The following is a 13,627-nucleotide window of genomic DNA, read 5'->3' as shown; positions in this document are numbered from 1 at the left end:
GCGCGGCCATGAAGGCTGCTGGCTGCAGTGATCCCCGCGACTGGGTGAACAGCGAACTGGGCGAGAACCTGCCGCAGTTCGCACGCTTCCTGATGCTGCGCGATGTGCACGCACTGGCCGACGATGTGGACGGCACGCTGTCCGAAGCGTTGTTCGACCGCCCGGATCTGGAACAGACACTGGCGACACTGCGCGGCGCGGTGCATTCGCAGGCCCTGCACGCGCTGCTGCATGCCTATGGCAAGGCACTGGGCAACAGCGTTGTGATGGCCGTGGACGAAGGCCCCGCCATGCGCGAAGACGGCATGCCCGGCTGGCTGCTGATGGAAACCGACGCCAACGACGAACCCACCGGCCGCCTGGTGCAAGGCCTGCACGAAGACTACCTGGACTTCACCCCGTAGCCTCACCACCACGCCCCGCAATTCCGGGGTCAGAGCCCTTCTGCTTTGCAGAAGGGATCCGACCCCAGGCCCAGGCCACCGGCCAACTGTCAGAGGTGGGGCGGTGTGGGAGTGCAGGACCGCAGGCGCCATGGGTGAGGGCGCTTTTCTTGCGAAGCACTGCTTCGCAAGCGACCGAACGCCCAGCCGCCAGCGGCTGGGCCGGCCTGGGGGTTCACGGCGTGTCCTGCAGTCCCACACCGCCCCGCCATCCCCAGCAATCCGGCTCTGGCTCTGGCTTTGGCTTTGGCTTTGGCTCCAGCAGGTGCAGGGCTGCAAGCCCTGCAGGCAACCCCTACGTCACCCACCCCGCAATCACCAGCGCCGCCAACACCGCCAGCCACAGCAGCAGCATCCGCCACACCAGGCTCATCGCATCACGCAGGTCCGGCAACCGCTGCCACACCGGCAGCAACCCGGCTTCGGTGTAGTCATGCGCTTCCTCGCGCAGCTCGGCATTCACGCTGGCCCGCGCCACCACACCCAGGAAACCAATGCCGCCAGCCAGGCGCTCGCCATGGGCCTGCCGCCACGCTTTCCACGCGGTGTCGAAATTGCCGACCAGCGCCATCGAAAACGCCATCAACTGCGCGACCGGCCATTCAATCCAGCCCAGCAGGCGCTGCGCCAGCGCCAGCGGCTCCACCGGCACGCGTGCACGCATCGGGCTTTCGGCCATCAACGCCAACAGGCGATAGGCCAGCGCACCCACCGGGCCCAGCAGCAGGAACCAGAACAGCACCGCGAACCAGCGCCGCAGCGCATTGAGCACGGTCGCCTCGACCAGCGACGGCACATCCTCGCGCAGGCTGCCGCCGGCGGCCTGCAGGTGGCGCACGGCTGCCTGCCGCGTTGCGGCGTCGTCCGCATCGATGATCGCTTCGATATCGCGGTCCAGGTCGCGCGGCCCCCAGCACCAGGCCAGCACCAGCACGCCCAGCAGCAGCGCCGGCAGGCCGAACAGCACCCCGTGCAGCAGCCAGGCCAGCAGGCCCATCAGCAGCAGCGACGGAATGATCGCCAGCGCCACGCCGGCCGGCCCCTGCCATGCCCGCCCACCGTGCGCGTCCAGCCAGCCCAGCCAGCGCCGGAAGCCGTCGAAACGGCGCAGCGAGGCAGCAGCAGCCGGGGCGACATGGCCCAGGGCCAGTGCGACCAACACGGCGACCAGGGTGGTGAACATCGGCAGGTCTCCCTACGAACAAGCGTTCGGCGCCGCTACCTTACCTGTCGCAGCGGCACCCTCAGCGGTGAACCTGACTGTAACCCGCTGCGTGTTCAGGTGGCGGCAATGCTGGCTGCACCACGCGTGCGTGCAGCCGCTGCCCTCAGCCCTGCTGCTGGCGGTACCAGTGCTCGATCAGGCCCCGCGAGATCGAGATCGGCGGCGACAGGCGGATGCCTTCGCCATCGTCCTCGACATCACGCGCCAGTGCCGCACCCACTTCATCGGCAGTGAACCAGCGCGCATCTTCCAGTTCGCCATCCACGGTGGGCACGTCGTCCTGCGCCTGCGCACGGAACCCCACCATCAACGCGCCGGGGAAGGGCCACGGCTGCGAGCCCAGGTACTGACAGGAGGTCACCCGCACCTTGCTTTCCTCGTGAACCTCGCGCACCACGGTCTGTTCGAAGGTCTCGCCGGGTTCGACGAAGCCGGCCAGCACCGAGTAGCGGCGCGGCGCCCAGTTGGACTGGCGTCCCAGCAGCAGCCTGCCCTGGTTTTCCACGGCTACGATCACCGCCGGGTCGACCCGCGGGTAATGCTCGGTGGAACACTGCGGGCAGCGGCCGACGAAACCGCCGCGGGCGAAGGCCACCGCGCCACCGCAGACACCGCAGAAGCGGGTGCGCGAGTGCCAGTAGGACATGCCGCGGGCGTAGCTGAAGGCGGTGGCATCGGCCACGGTCCACAGCAGTGCGGCCTGGCGCAGGTCGAGCCGGCGCGGTGCGGTCTGGGTGACGTTGGCGGCTTCGACCGAGAACCAGGCCTGGCCGGCACGCAGGCCCAGGAAAATGGCCGCGCCGGGCCCACCGCCGATATCGGCGCCGGTCAGCGCCAGTGGCTGGTCGTCGTCACCGGTGAAGGCGGTGCCGTCCTGGTCCAGGACAAGAATGCGCGCATCCGGCCACAGGCGCGCCAGTGCATCGGCATCGTCGCGCAGGGCATCGGCGCGCTCCAGCGGCTCGGCCACGAAGGCGAAACCGGAAAGCGGCGAAGGAGTATTGAGCATCCGACAAGCCTGCCGCCAATCGCTGCAGGTGGCAAGGTCGGCGATGTGCGTAGTCTGCCGGTGTCGCGCGCAGGCACCGCGTATCCACGCATGGCGTGGATCTACTGGATGTGGGCAGGCACCGCGTATCCACGCATGGCGTGGATCTACTGAATGCGGGCAGGCACCGCGTATCCACGCATGGCGTGGATCTACTGATGCGGGCAGACACCGCGTATCCACGCATGGCGTGGATCTACTGGATGCGGGCAGGCACCGCGTATCCACGCATGGCGTGGATCTACCGGATGCGGGCAGGCACCGCGTATCCACGCATGGCGTGGATCTACTGGATGCGGGCAGGCACCGCGTATCCACGCATGGCGTGGATCTACCGGATGCGGGCAGGCACCGCGTATCCACGCATGGCGTGGATCTACTGGATGCAGGCAGCGGATGCCCGCGCCCGGCAGTTACATGCTGAAGCTGCTGCCGCAGCCGCAGGTGGTCTTCGCATTCGGGTTGCGGATCACGAACTGCGCACCGGTCAGGCTTTCGGTGTAATCCACCTCGGCGCCCATCAGGTACTGCAGGCTGAGCGGGTCGACCAGCAGGGTAACGCCGCTGGTCTGCACCGCCAGGTCATCCTCGGCGCGGTTCTCGTCGAACTCGAAACCGTACTGGAAGCCCGAACAGCCACCGCCTTCGATGTACACGCGCAGGGACAGGTCGGGGTTGCCCTCGTCCTGGATCAGTTCCTTCACCTTGGCCGCGGCCGATTCGGTGAAGTTCAGCGGCCGCTCCAGCGACTGGTAGTCGGGAGCGGCGGCCGGCGTGGCGCCGGGCAGGGAAACTAGCGTGCTCATGCCGTCAGCATGGGGGCGCCGGGGATGGCTTTCAAGCCATCGCCTCGGCCAGCTTGCGGCGTGCGGCATTGCCACCCTTGCCTTCACCCTCGGCCTCGGCCTCGCCTTCCGGTGCCGGCAGGGCCGCAACCGGGCTGCTGGCGTGGATCAGGCGGCCATTCAGCTGGGCACCGGCGTTCATTTCCACCACCTGGTAGTGGACGTTGCCGTTCACCCGGGCGCTCGGGGTCAGTTCGACCTTTTCGGTGGCATGCACGTCGCCGTCCAGGCGTCCGCTGATGACCACCACGTGGGCGCGGATCTCCCCTTCGATCACGCCGTGCTCGGCGAGCGTCAGGGTCGCCGCGCTGGCGCCTTCCTGGGCGATCACCTTGCCATGGATGCGGCCTTCCACGTACAGGCCGCCACTGAATTCCACATCACCGCGGATCACCACCTGGTTGCCGATCAGGGCATCCACCACCAGTTGGCCATCACGGCTGGATTTGCTGCTTCCAAACATCTGCCTACTCCCCTTTGCTGGCCGGTGCGCCGGCCTGTTTCCAGTCGAATACCTGCGTGGTGCCCCCCGCACCACTACCCAATGTCACCCGCACCCGTTGCGGGGTGAAGTCAGCCGGCAGCATCACGCTGCCGGTGAGTTGCTGGAAGTACCGGAACGAGTAGTCCTGCCCCGGTACCTTGCTGCGCTGGTGCAACTCATCCCAGCTGATGGTGGCCAGCTTGCCGTTCTTGACGCCTTCAACGGTGAAACGCATCTGCCCCTGGCTGATCGCCCCGCGGTTGAGGTTCTGGGTCAGCACCACGGCGTACTGCCAGGTACCGGCCGATTCGGGGCTGAACTCGATCGAATGGGTGTTCAGGCCCTTGCGCTGGCTGGTGGACCCGACCAGGCGCTCGTAGAAGGCCACGTCGGCGCGCAGGCCGGCGATCTCTTCATCGCGCTCGGCCAGCGAGGACTGCACCTCGGTGTTGGCCGCGCGGCTGATGCGGTCGGACGCTTCCAGCGTAGCCTGCTTCTGGCGCAGCTCGGTCAGCTGCGCCTGCACCGTGTCGGCGCGCTTTTCGGCGGCCTGCAGGCGCTGCCCCTGGGCATCGCGCGGCGCCCCCAGCCAGCAGCCGCCCAGCACCGCCAGCACCAGGCTGAGCAGCCAGATGCCGGCGATCACCAGCAGGCGGCGCCGATCGACCGGCGGCGGCTTGGCACCGGGCAGGCGGACCTGTACGCGCATGGGTGGGCGGTTGTTCATGGGTAGTCTCCGTGGACTCGCAATGGCGACACCAGCACGGCCCCTGTAGCAAACGACGGGCTAGTGTATGACAGGAACGGCGGCTTTCCCCTGTGCCGGCCGACGCCGGCCAGTGGTGTTCAGCCACGTCATCGCCGATAGTGTGGCACCCCGCACAGTTCCGCCGCCGGAGCCCGCCATGACCGAAGCCCACCTGTTCGTGATCGGCATCCTGCTGGCCTGGCTGGCCGGCATCCGCGTCTACCTCACCGTGTTCGGCGTGGGCCTGGCCGGCCTGCTGGGCTGGGTCGACCTGCCGCCGGCCCTGCAGGCCACCGAATCGTGGTGGGTGCTGGGCACCTCGGCGGCACTGGCCGTAGCCGAATTCTTCGCCGACAAGATTCCCGGCGTGGACTCCATCTGGGATCTGGTCCAGACCCTGGCCCGGGTACCGGCCGGCGCCTTCCTGGCCGCCGCCACACTCTCGCCCGATGGCCAGCTGGGCACCGGCACCCTGCTGGCCGGCGCCGGCGTGGCCCTGGCCAGCCATGGCCTGAAGGCCGGTACCCGCGCCCTGCTCAACACATCGCCGGAACCGGCCAGCAACTGGGTCGCCTCGGCGGCCGAAGACACCGTGGTGGTGGGTGGCCTGGCGCTGGCCCTGGCCCACCCGTGGATCGCACTGGTGGTGGTGCTGGCCTGCAGCCTGGCCGGCGCGCTGCTGGTGTGGCTGGTCTGGCGCGCCCTGTGGAAGGGGGTGCGCTGGCTGGCGCGTGGCGCCACACAGGGCGATGCAGGACAACCGCGTACCGGCTGAACGCCGGGCTTGTCGCATAATGGCCGCGAACACCAGGAGCATCGATGGCCGCTAACGAATCCCCCGCGGGCGCCCGCCCGGGACGCGCAGAAACCCCTCCGGCCGACCATTGGCAGCGCTGGGCCAGCGTGCCGACCGCGGCTGTCATGAGCGCCGCCGCGGCGCCGGCTGACCCCGCCGCAGGCCTGCAGGCACCGCCGCCGTTGCCGCCCACCTCCAGCGCCACGCCGGCCCCGGTGGAAGCGGGCAACAGCAGCGAGCCGCCGCCGGCCGCCGATTCGCCCTACCGCGTGCTGATTGTCGAAGACGACCGCGCCCAGGCCCTGTTCGCGCAGAGCGTGCTGCATGGCGCCGGCATGCAGGCGGTGGTGCTGTCCGACGCCGATGGCGTGCAGCAGGCGATCCGCGACCAGCATCCCGACCTGATCCTGATGGACCTGCACCTGCCGGGCCTGGACGGCATGCGGCTGACCGCGATGATCCGCCAGCAGCCGGGCATGCAGCTGCTGCCGATCGTATTCCTCAGCGGCGACCCCGACCCGGAACGCCAGTTCGAAGTGCTCGACAGTGGCGCCGACGATTACCTGAGCAAGCCGATCCGCCCGCGCCACCTGATCGCGGCCGTGGCCAACCGCATCCGCCGCGCGCGCGCGCAGGCCGCCACCCTGCCCGGCGCCAGCGGCGCGCCCGCCACCAGCAACCCGGAAACCGGCCTGCCCACGCGCCACCACGTCCTGCAGCAGCTCAACACGGCGCTGGCCCACCGCGACCGCGGCGGCGTCTTCTTCGTGGAAATCTCCAGCGCGCTCGGCCTGCGCGAGCGCTACGGCTACGCCGCCTTCGAACGGCTGATGGTGCAGGCCGGGCAGCGTCTGGCCGAGGCCGGCCATCCGCACCTGCTCGCGCGCCTGAACGACAACAGCTTCCTGCTGCTGGCCCGCGATGCCGACGAGGACAGCCTGGACGCGATCGCCGCTGCACTGCGCGAGCAGCTGTCCGCGCGTGCGTTCGTGATCCGCGACGATGAATCGGTGCACCTGCGTGGCGTGGTCGGCTATGCGCCGCTGTCGCCAGGCTTCGACGATGCCTCCAGCGCGCTGGAAGCCATTGAACGCACCACCCTGCAGGCGCGACTGCTCAGTGCCGGTGTGGCCGGCCACGTGCATCGCCAGGCGGTGACCGGGCAGGAACATCTGGCTCTGCTGGAAGGCCAACTGGAACTGGCCTACCAGCCCATCGTGGCGGTGGCCGGCGGCGGCAGCGCGCAGTACCAGCTGCTGCTGCGCCTGCGCCAGGCCGATGGCACGGTGCTGACTGCCGGCCAGGTGATTCCGGCGGCCGAAGCGGCTGGACGCATCGCCGATCTGGACCAGCAGGTGCTGGAACATGCGATGGGCCTGCTGGACCTGTACCGCCACGCCACCCAGCCGCTGAACCTGTTCGTCTCGCAGTCACTGCGTACCCTGCAGCGCGATGCCTTCGCCGATTGGCTGCTGGAATCGCTGCAGCAGCGCGACCTGCCCGGCAGCGCACTGGTGATCGACGTGCGCCTGCCCGATGCGCTCATCCACACCGTGCCGCTGCAGCAGTTCTGCCAGCGCATGGCCAGCGTGGGCGTGCGCTTCTGCCTGAGCCAGTTCGAGCCCGGCGGTGAAGCCGATGCCCTGCTGACCCAGCTGCCGCTGTCGTTCGTGCGCATGGCCGCGCGTTTTTCCAGCAGCCATACCAACCCGGAAACGCGCGAGGAACTGCGCCGGGCAATCGAGCAGGCCCATGCGGCCGGGCTGCAGATCATCGGCCAGCAGATCGAAGACCCGCAGGCGGCCGCCGCCATGTGGGTGGGCGGCGTGGACTACATCCAGGGCAACATGGTGCAGTCGGCCGGCAGCGACCTGAACTTCGACTTCCACAACGCGGTGCTCTGAGTGCCGCTGACGCTCGCGCTGCTGGCGGCTCTGGTGCTGGCGGCCGGCGTGGCGCTGGCGCTGGGCCTGCGGCTGCGCAGGCGCGGCCAGGAACTGGCCACCCTGCAGCGCGAGCGCACGGTGCTGGCCAGCGAGCGTGACCAGCTGCGCCGCACCACCGAGCGCCAGGGCCAGCTGGAGCAGCAGCTGCTGCTGGCCAAGCAGGCCGCCGAGGCGGCCGCGCTGGCCAAGGGTGAATTCCTGGCCACCATGAGCCACGAGATCCGTACCCCGCTCAACGGCATCCTGCCGATGCTGGACCTGATCGCACGCGGCCCGTTGGGCGATGACCAGCGGCAGATGCTGGCCACCGCCTCGGCCAGTTCGCAGCAGCTGCTGCGCATCGTCGATGACATCCTGGATTACTCGCGGCTGGAAGCGCAGGCGCTGGAACTGGAGATCACCAGCTTCAACCTGCGCGAACTGCTGGACGGCGTGGTACAGCTGCTGCAGCGCGCCGCGGAATCCAAGGGCCTGCTGCTGGGCCTGCACCTGGACCCGGCGGTACGCCTGCCGGTGCGCGGCGACCCGGTACGCCTGCGCCAGGTGCTGACCAACCTGCTGGCCAATGCCATCAAGTTCACGGCCCGCGGCCAGGTGCAGCTGCGCGTGCAACGCCTGGGCGAAGCCGCGGCGCAGCACCAGCTGCGTTTCGAAGTGGTCGACACCGGCATCGGCATCGACCAGAGCCTGCAGGCGCGATTGTTCCAGTCCTTCAGCCAGGCCGATGCCTCGACCACCCGCCTGTATGGCGGCACGGGCCTGGGCCTGGCCATCTGCAAGCGCATCATCGACCTGATGCATGGGCAGATCGGCGTGCAGTCCATGCCGGGCCAGGGCGCAACGTTCTGGTTCGAGATTCCGCTGCTGAAGATTCCCGGCGACCTGCCGGCGCTGGCGCGCGAGCCGTCGTCGCTGCTGCTGCACAGCGCCGACGTGGCGCTGCAGGCACGGGTGCAACGCATCGCCGCCCACCATGGGCTGCAGGTGCAGGCCGTGGCCGAGCGCGATGCCCTGGTCGAACGCCTGCGTTCGGCGCCGCGCCCGGGCCAGCCGGCACCGGCGTGGCTGCTGGTGGATGCACGGCAACGCCGTTCGGCAGATGCCGGGCTGCAGCGTGCGCTGATCGAACGCGGCGCCGAGGACGCCCTGCAGGTGCTCTGGCTGCAGCACGAGCACGAGCCCTTGCCCGAGCGCGACCGCCAGCAGCGCCTGCCCGCAGACTTCAGCGACGCGATGCTGCACGCCCTGCTGGCCGTGCCGACGGCCAGCGCACGCCCTGCGGCGCTGCTGGCCGCGGCCGAGGATGGGCAGGCACCGCAGGCGCTGCCCGCACTGGGCCTGCGCGTGCTGCTGGTGGAAGACAACACGGTCAACCGCATGGTCGCCGAGCAGTTGCTGCGGGTCTTCCAGTGCGAGGTGCGCAATGCCGGCGATGGCGAACAGGCACTGGCAGCCCTGCGCGAAGGCGGCATCGATGTGGTCTTGATGGACTGCCAGATGCCGGTGCTGGACGGCTACGCGGCCACGCGGCGCTGGCGCAGCGAGGAAATGGCGGAGGGCCGGGCGCGCCTGCCGGTCATCGCGATGACCGCCAATGCCATGGCCGGCGATCGCGAGCGCTGCCTGCAGGCCGGCATGGACGGCTACCTGTCCAAGCCGATCAACCGCGAAGTGCTGCATGCGTTGTTGCAGCGCTGGGGCGAAGCCCCCACGGTTGTAGCGTCGAGCTTGCTCGACTGCCACCCTGCCGAAAACAGTCGAGCAGGCTCGACTCCACCTCCCGCGCCCGAGCCCGAGCCCGTCCCTACGCCGCAGCCGGTGCTGGACCGCAGCGTGCTGGAGGAACTGCGGGGGGTGATCGGCGACGCTGCGCTGCAGATCGTCGCGGTGTTTCTGGAAGACGCACCGGGCATGGTGCAGCAGTTGCAGCAGGCCGCGCAGAGCGACGAGATCGAGCGCCTGCAGGCGCTGTCGCACAGCCTGAAATCTTCCAGCGCCAATGTCGGCGCGCTGTCGCTGTCGGCGGTGGCGCGGCGGATCGAGCACGAAGCCCGCGCCGGCACCCTGCAGCGCCCCGCCGTGGCGGTGGCGCTGCTGGTGGCCGAATTCGCCCGCGCGCGCGTGGCGCTGACCGGCTACCTGGGCCAGGAACGGTAGCGTCGAGCTTGCTCGACTCTACATGCGAACGCGCCTGGCGCAGCGCCGCTGGATCACTCTTCCAGCTTGCTCAGCAGGTACTTCGGTTCGCCGATGCGCTCGATCAGGTCCAGCTGGGTTTCCAGCCAATCGATGTGCTCTTCTTCCGAATCCAGGATCTTCACGAACAGCTGGCGGCTGACGTAGTCGCCAACCGAATCAGCATAGGCCACAGCCTCGCGCAGGGTCACCACACCATCGCGTTCGAGCGACAGGTCGCACTGCAGGATCTCGGTCGGGTTTTCACCGATGCGCAGCTTGCCCAGTGCCTGGAAGTTCGGCAGGCCTTCCAGGAACAGGATGCGGTCGGCGAGCATGTCGGCATGCTTCATCTCGTCGATCGATTCCTTGTACTCGTGCTCGGCCAGTTCCTTGATGCCCCAGTTCTTCAGCATCTTGGCGTGCAGGAAGTACTGGTTGATCGCGGTCAGCTCGTTGTAGAGGACCTTGTTGAGGAATTCGATGACCTTGGTATCGCCCTTCATGGGAATGCTCCTGCACGCTGAAAACGCAGGCACTTTAGCGCCTTGCGCGCGCCCGTGAAGGAACGCGAATCGTGCGCATTGGCCTGTGCGGCCAGCAATGAAGGAAGAACGGGGGCGGCGTCAACGCGCCGCGAAGGCGCGGCTCAGGCGGCCTGCAGGCCGAGTACCGGCAACGGCAGGTCGTGGGTGGCCATGGCCTTGGCCAGCAGGTCGCCGGCCATGTCCAGGCAGGAACCGCAGGTGGCGCCGCAACCGGTACGCATGGTCAGCTCGGCCACCGTGGTGACGCCATTGCTGGCGGCTTCGCGGATCTGGTGGTCGGTGACTCCGTTGCAGATGCAGACGTACACAGGCGGGAACCGGGCTGGCAGGCCAGAAGCGGCCTGAGCGCTATTCCAATGGAAACGAGAATGGTTGTCAATCAGAGACCTGAACCATTCTCGCTACCGTTCAGCCGCTCAGGTGGCCGGCCCCTCACCCTGCGCCTTGCGGGGCCAGTAGCCCTTGCTGCGCGGGCGTTTGCGCGGGCGGTCGTGGCCGGCGGTGTTGCCCGGCATCCAGGCCTCGGCCGCGGTCTTGGGCATGGCCGTCACCCCCTGCCCGGCCACCCCCCGCGCCAGGGGCGCCAGGTGTCGCAGGGCGCGGGCATAGACGCCGCGCTTGAACATCACCACGTGCTCGACCGGGTACCAGAAATCCACCCAACGCCAGTTGTCGAACTCGGGCGAGTCGGTATGGTCCAGGCGCACATGCGATTCATCGCCGGTCAGGCGCAGCAGGAACCAGACCTGCTTCTGGCCGATGCAGACCTGCCGCTCATTGCGACGGATGGCCCGGGCCGGCAGCTTGTAGCGCAGCCAGCCCGGTGTCGCCCCCAGCACTTCAACGTGCTCGGGCAGCAGGCCGGTCTCTTCCTGCAGTTCACGATACATGGCCTCGACCGGGGTCTCGTCGGTGTTCATCCCACCCTGCGGGAACTGCCAGCCATCCCGGCGCACGCGTCGTGCCCAGAACACCTGCCCGTCCTGCCGCATCAGCACGATGCCGACGTTCGGTCGATAGCCGTCCGGATCGATCACGATGCGGACTCCTAAGAAAATCTACTGGTCGGGACTATCCCATGCCGTCTGTCGGCCCACAAGCACGATACAAAAGTGTTGACAGGCCCGATACACATGAGCAGAATAGCGGGCTCACCAAGGCTATGTAGCTCAGCCGGTTAGAGCACAGCACTCATAATGCTGGGGTCGGTGGTTCGAGTCCACCCATAGCCACCACACTGAAAATCAAGTTGTTTTTCAGCGTGAAAAGTGAGAAAATAGTTCCACGTTACATTGCCCCTTAGCCAAGCGGTAAGGCACCTGACTCTGACTCAGGCATCGGTGGTTCGAATCCATCAGGGGCAGCCAAATTAAAAAGAAAAAGGCCTGATCAAAAGATCAGGCCTTTTTCTTTTTAATTTGGTCACGCATTCCACCTTATCCCCGCGCCTGTCGGCGCGCCCCCTTGAACATCAAGGGGGCTCCTCTCCAGAGAGAACCCCGGGGTCGGACATGCAAAAAGACGGGTAGTGCCGGCGCTGGCCGGCAGCCAGGAAATGCACGACCCCGGAACGACAAAAGCCCGGCCGAAGCCGGGCTTTTGCTTTTTCAACCAGCGGGCTCCCAAAGGAGCCCAACCAGGCGCGATGGATCAGCGCTTGGAGAACTGGGTGGCGCGGCGGGCCTTGTGCAGACCGACCTTCTTACGCTCGACTTCACGGGCGTCACGGGTCATGAAGCCGGCCTTGCGCAGCTCGGACTTCAGGGTTTCGTCGTACTCGACCAGAGCACGGGCGATGCCCAGACGGATCGCACCGGCCTGGCCGGTGGTGCCGCCGCCAGCGGCGGTGACCAGGATGTCGAAGCTTTCGGTGTTCTTGGTCAGCTCGAGCGGCTGGCGCACGATCATGCGCGCGGTCTCACGACCGAAGAACTCGTCCAGCGGACGGCCATTGACGGTGATGTTGCCCGAACCCTTGCGCAGGAACACGCGAGCGGTGGAGGACTTGCGGCGGCCAGTGCCGTAGTTTTGAGTGATAGCCATGATTAGATATCCAGAACCTGCGGCTGCTGTGCGGCGTGCGGATGCTCAGTGCCGGCGTAGACCTTGAGCTTGCGGTACATCTGGCGACCCAGCGGGCCCTTCGGCAGCATGCCCTTGACGGCAGTCTCGATGACGCGCTCCGGGTGACGCTCCAGCGCCTGGGCCAGGGATTCGGTCTTCAGGTTGCCGATGTAACCGGTGAAACGGTGATACATCTTGTCCTGCAGCTTCTTGCCGGTGACGACAATCTTTTCTGCATTGATGACGACCAGGTAGTCGCCGGTATCAACGTGGGGGGTGTAGACCGGCTTGTGCTTGCCACGCAGACGGCGGGCCAGCTCGGTGCAGAGACGGCCCAGGGTCTTGCCCTCGGCGTCGACGAGGTACCAGTCGCGCTGGACGGTCTCGTTCTTGGCAGTGAAAGTGCTCATGAAGAACTCTAGGTTAGGTCGGGCTCATTGCGGCGAAAGGCTCGCCGGAACTCTGCCACGCGTTGTGAAAAGGTGAGACGTAAGAGGCGGGATTGTACTCACCCCGGCCGCCGGGTGCAAGCCAGCCCCTGTACCGGGTTGGCAGGGGGCCGGGGCCGGGCGAGAATCGGGGGTCCCCCGCCCCACCCATGCCGCCATGACCGTGCTCCGCCAGACCACCCCGCTGGACCACCTGCTGACCGAGGCGCAGCGCGCCCTGGACACGGTGTTCGGCAACCCGCCGGCATCGCGCCCCTACCCGGCTGCGGAGACCGACGAACCCGGCATGGACCGCGCCGAGCGCCGCCACGCCGCGGGCCTGATGCGCATCAACCACGTCGGCGAGGTCTGCGCGCAGGGCCTGTACTTCGGCCAGGCCGCGGTGGCCCGCGACCCGGCCACCCGTGAACACCTGCTGGAAGCGGCCCAGGAAGAGACCGATCACCTGGCCTGGTGCGCCACCCGGCTGGCCGAGCTGGACAGCCGCCCCAGCCTGTTCAACCCACTGTGGTACGCCGGCAGCTACACCATCGGCACCCTGGCCGGGCTGCGCGGCGATGGCTGGAACCTGGGCTTCGTGGTCGAAACCGAGCACCAGGTGGAAGCCCACCTGGACGAGCACCTGGTCGACCTGCCGGCCGGCGATCTGCGCAGCCGCGCGGTCATCCGGGTGATGAAGGAAGACGAGGCCCGCCACGCCGACCACGCTGAACAGGCCGGCGCGCGCCGCCTGCCCTTCCCGATTCCGGGCGCGATGGCGCTGGCATCGAAGGTGATGAAGACCATCGCCTATCGGCTGTAGGCCCAGTCCGGGGTCGGATCCCTTTCCCATCGGGAAAGGGCTCTGACCCCACGA

15 protein-coding genes and 2 tRNA genes are annotated in these 13,627 nt (G+C 67.9%); 7 read left to right on the top strand and 10 right to left on the bottom strand.

Annotated elements, in window-relative coordinates; genetic code table 11:
• The first annotated feature begins 8 nt into the window (after positions 1-8).
• Positions 9-404: a hypothetical protein gene (locus ACM2ZB_RS17265; protein WP_416056350.1), complete on the top strand. Its 396-nt coding sequence runs from the start codon at positions 9-11 to the stop codon at positions 402-404.
• A 334-nt stretch (positions 405-738) separates the two neighbouring features.
• Here ACM2ZB_RS17265 and ampE read toward each other — a convergent pair whose 3' ends face one another.
• From ampE to ACM2ZB_RS17240, 5 genes are all read right to left on the bottom strand, one after another.
• Positions 739-1,626 carry a regulatory signaling modulator protein AmpE gene (ampE, locus tag ACM2ZB_RS17260; protein WP_416056349.1) on the bottom strand — a complete coding sequence of 296 codons (888 nt, stop codon included), beginning with the start codon at positions 1,624-1,626 and terminating at the stop codon, positions 739-741.
• Positions 1,627-1,771: 145 nt separating this feature from the next.
• Positions 1,772-2,677: an NAD(+) diphosphatase gene (nudC, locus tag ACM2ZB_RS17255; protein ID WP_416056348.1), complete on the bottom strand. Its 906-nt coding sequence runs from the start codon at positions 2,675-2,677 to the stop codon at positions 1,772-1,774.
• 452 nt (positions 2,678-3,129) lie between these two features.
• Positions 3,130-3,522, bottom strand: coding sequence for an iron-sulfur cluster insertion protein ErpA (erpA, locus tag ACM2ZB_RS17250; RefSeq protein ID WP_079223859.1), 393 nt, complete (start codon positions 3,520-3,522; stop codon positions 3,130-3,132).
• Between the two features lie 31 nt (positions 3,523-3,553).
• Positions 3,554-4,024: a polymer-forming cytoskeletal protein gene (locus ACM2ZB_RS17245; protein WP_313440890.1), complete on the bottom strand. Its 471-nt coding sequence runs from the start codon at positions 4,022-4,024 to the stop codon at positions 3,554-3,556.
• Positions 4,025-4,028: 4 nt separating this feature from the next.
• Positions 4,029-4,772 carry a DUF6776 family protein gene (locus tag ACM2ZB_RS17240; RefSeq protein WP_313440892.1) on the bottom strand — a complete coding sequence of 248 codons (744 nt, stop codon included), beginning with the start codon at positions 4,770-4,772 and terminating at the stop codon, positions 4,029-4,031.
• 178 nt (positions 4,773-4,950) lie between these two features.
• Between ACM2ZB_RS17240 and ACM2ZB_RS17235 the strand changes: the two genes are divergently transcribed.
• The 3 genes from ACM2ZB_RS17235 to ACM2ZB_RS17225 are packed head-to-tail and all read left to right on the top strand — an operon-like array spanning position 4,951 to position 9,692.
• Positions 4,951-5,568: a DUF4126 domain-containing protein gene (locus ACM2ZB_RS17235; RefSeq protein WP_313440894.1), complete on the top strand. Its 618-nt coding sequence runs from the start codon at positions 4,951-4,953 to the stop codon at positions 5,566-5,568.
• A gap of 44 nt (positions 5,569-5,612) precedes the next feature.
• Positions 5,613-7,493, top strand: coding sequence for an EAL domain-containing protein (locus ACM2ZB_RS17230; RefSeq protein WP_416056347.1), 1,881 nt, complete (start codon positions 5,613-5,615; stop codon positions 7,491-7,493).
• The gene (locus ACM2ZB_RS17225) at positions 7,494-9,692 is read left to right on the top strand and encodes an ATP-binding protein (RefSeq protein ID WP_416056346.1); all 2,199 of its coding nucleotides are present in this window, start codon (positions 7,494-7,496) and stop codon (positions 9,690-9,692) included. It begins immediately after the preceding gene.
• Positions 9,693-9,745: 53 nt separating this feature from the next.
• Here the strand turns inward: ACM2ZB_RS17225 and bfr are convergent, their stop codons facing one another.
• The 3 genes from bfr to ACM2ZB_RS17210 all read right to left on the bottom strand — a co-directional run bounded on the left by bfr (position 9,746) and on the right by ACM2ZB_RS17210 (position 11,295).
• A complete protein-coding gene (gene bfr / locus ACM2ZB_RS17220) occupies positions 9,746-10,216 on the bottom strand; it encodes a bacterioferritin (RefSeq protein WP_005414691.1) in 471 nt (156 codons plus the stop codon).
• 143 nt (positions 10,217-10,359) lie between these two features.
• The gene (locus ACM2ZB_RS17215) at positions 10,360-10,566 is read right to left on the bottom strand and encodes a bacterioferritin-associated ferredoxin (RefSeq protein WP_313440899.1); all 207 of its coding nucleotides are present in this window, start codon (positions 10,564-10,566) and stop codon (positions 10,360-10,362) included.
• A 108-nt stretch (positions 10,567-10,674) separates the two neighbouring features.
• Entirely contained in the window at positions 10,675-11,295 is a 621-nt protein-coding gene (locus tag ACM2ZB_RS17210; RefSeq protein ID WP_313440900.1) for an RNA pyrophosphohydrolase, read from the bottom strand.
• Positions 11,296-11,416: 121 nt separating this feature from the next.
• Here ACM2ZB_RS17210 and ACM2ZB_RS17205 point away from each other — a divergent pair.
• Both ACM2ZB_RS17205 and ACM2ZB_RS17200 read left to right on the top strand, forming a co-directional pair.
• Positions 11,417-11,493: transfer RNA gene (locus ACM2ZB_RS17205), tRNA-Met, on the top strand.
• Between the two features lie 58 nt (positions 11,494-11,551).
• Positions 11,552-11,625 (top strand) — tRNA-Gln (locus ACM2ZB_RS17200).
• A 283-nt stretch (positions 11,626-11,908) separates the two neighbouring features.
• Here the strand turns inward: ACM2ZB_RS17200 and rpsI are convergent.
• Positions 11,909-12,301: a 30S ribosomal protein S9 gene (gene rpsI, locus ACM2ZB_RS17195; protein WP_005411311.1), complete on the bottom strand. Its 393-nt coding sequence runs from the start codon at positions 12,299-12,301 to the stop codon at positions 11,909-11,911.
• A 2-nt stretch (positions 12,302-12,303) separates the two neighbouring features.
• Complete coding sequence (gene rplM / locus ACM2ZB_RS17190) at positions 12,304-12,732, bottom strand: 50S ribosomal protein L13 (RefSeq protein ID WP_006398837.1); 429 nt, start codon at positions 12,730-12,732, stop codon at positions 12,304-12,306.
• Between the two features lie 196 nt (positions 12,733-12,928).
• Here rplM and coq7 point away from each other — a divergent pair, with 196 nt between their 5' ends.
• Positions 12,929-13,573 carry a 2-polyprenyl-3-methyl-6-methoxy-1,4-benzoquinone monooxygenase gene (gene coq7 / locus ACM2ZB_RS17185; protein ID WP_313440901.1) on the top strand — a complete coding sequence of 215 codons (645 nt, stop codon included), beginning with the start codon at positions 12,929-12,931 and terminating at the stop codon, positions 13,571-13,573.
• Positions 13,574-13,627: the final 54 nt, after the last annotated feature.

The organism is Stenotrophomonas maltophilia (assembly GCF_047782825.1).
Lineage (GTDB): Bacteria > Pseudomonadota > Gammaproteobacteria > Xanthomonadales > Xanthomonadaceae > Stenotrophomonas.
Note: the sequence above shows the minus strand (reverse complement) of the source record. Positions and strands in the feature narration are given on the sequence as shown.

What these genes read in the sequence shown, in the direction of transcription:
- ACM2ZB_RS17265 (WP_416056350.1), top strand. Translation starts at nt 9, where the DNA reads ATGAAGGCTGCTGGCTGCAGTGATCCCCGCGACTGGGTGAACAGCGAA.
- ampE (WP_416056349.1), bottom strand. Translation starts at nt 1,626, where the DNA reads ATGTTCACCACCCTGGTCGCCGTGTTGGTCGCACTGGCCCTGGGCCAT.
- nudC (WP_416056348.1), bottom strand. Translation starts at nt 2,677, where the DNA reads ATGCTCAATACTCCTTCGCCGCTTTCCGGTTTCGCCTTCGTGGCCGAG.
- erpA (WP_079223859.1), bottom strand. Translation starts at nt 3,522, where the DNA reads ATGAGCACGCTAGTTTCCCTGCCCGGCGCCACGCCGGCCGCCGCTCCC.
- ACM2ZB_RS17245 (WP_313440890.1), bottom strand. Translation starts at nt 4,024, where the DNA reads ATGTTTGGAAGCAGCAAATCCAGCCGTGATGGCCAACTGGTGGTGGAT.
- ACM2ZB_RS17240 (WP_313440892.1), bottom strand. Translation starts at nt 4,772, where the DNA reads ATGAACAACCGCCCACCCATGCGCGTACAGGTCCGCCTGCCCGGTGCC.
- ACM2ZB_RS17235 (WP_313440894.1), top strand. Translation starts at nt 4,951, where the DNA reads ATGACCGAAGCCCACCTGTTCGTGATCGGCATCCTGCTGGCCTGGCTG.
- ACM2ZB_RS17230 (WP_416056347.1), top strand. Translation starts at nt 5,613, where the DNA reads ATGGCCGCTAACGAATCCCCCGCGGGCGCCCGCCCGGGACGCGCAGAA.
- bfr (WP_005414691.1), bottom strand. Translation starts at nt 10,216, where the DNA reads ATGAAGGGCGATACCAAGGTCATCGAATTCCTCAACAAGGTCCTCTAC.
- rpsI (WP_005411311.1), bottom strand. Translation starts at nt 12,301, where the DNA reads ATGGCTATCACTCAAAACTACGGCACTGGCCGCCGCAAGTCCTCCACC.
- rplM (WP_006398837.1), bottom strand. Translation starts at nt 12,732, where the DNA reads ATGAGCACTTTCACTGCCAAGAACGAGACCGTCCAGCGCGACTGGTAC.
- coq7 (WP_313440901.1), top strand. Translation starts at nt 12,929, where the DNA reads ATGACCGTGCTCCGCCAGACCACCCCGCTGGACCACCTGCTGACCGAG.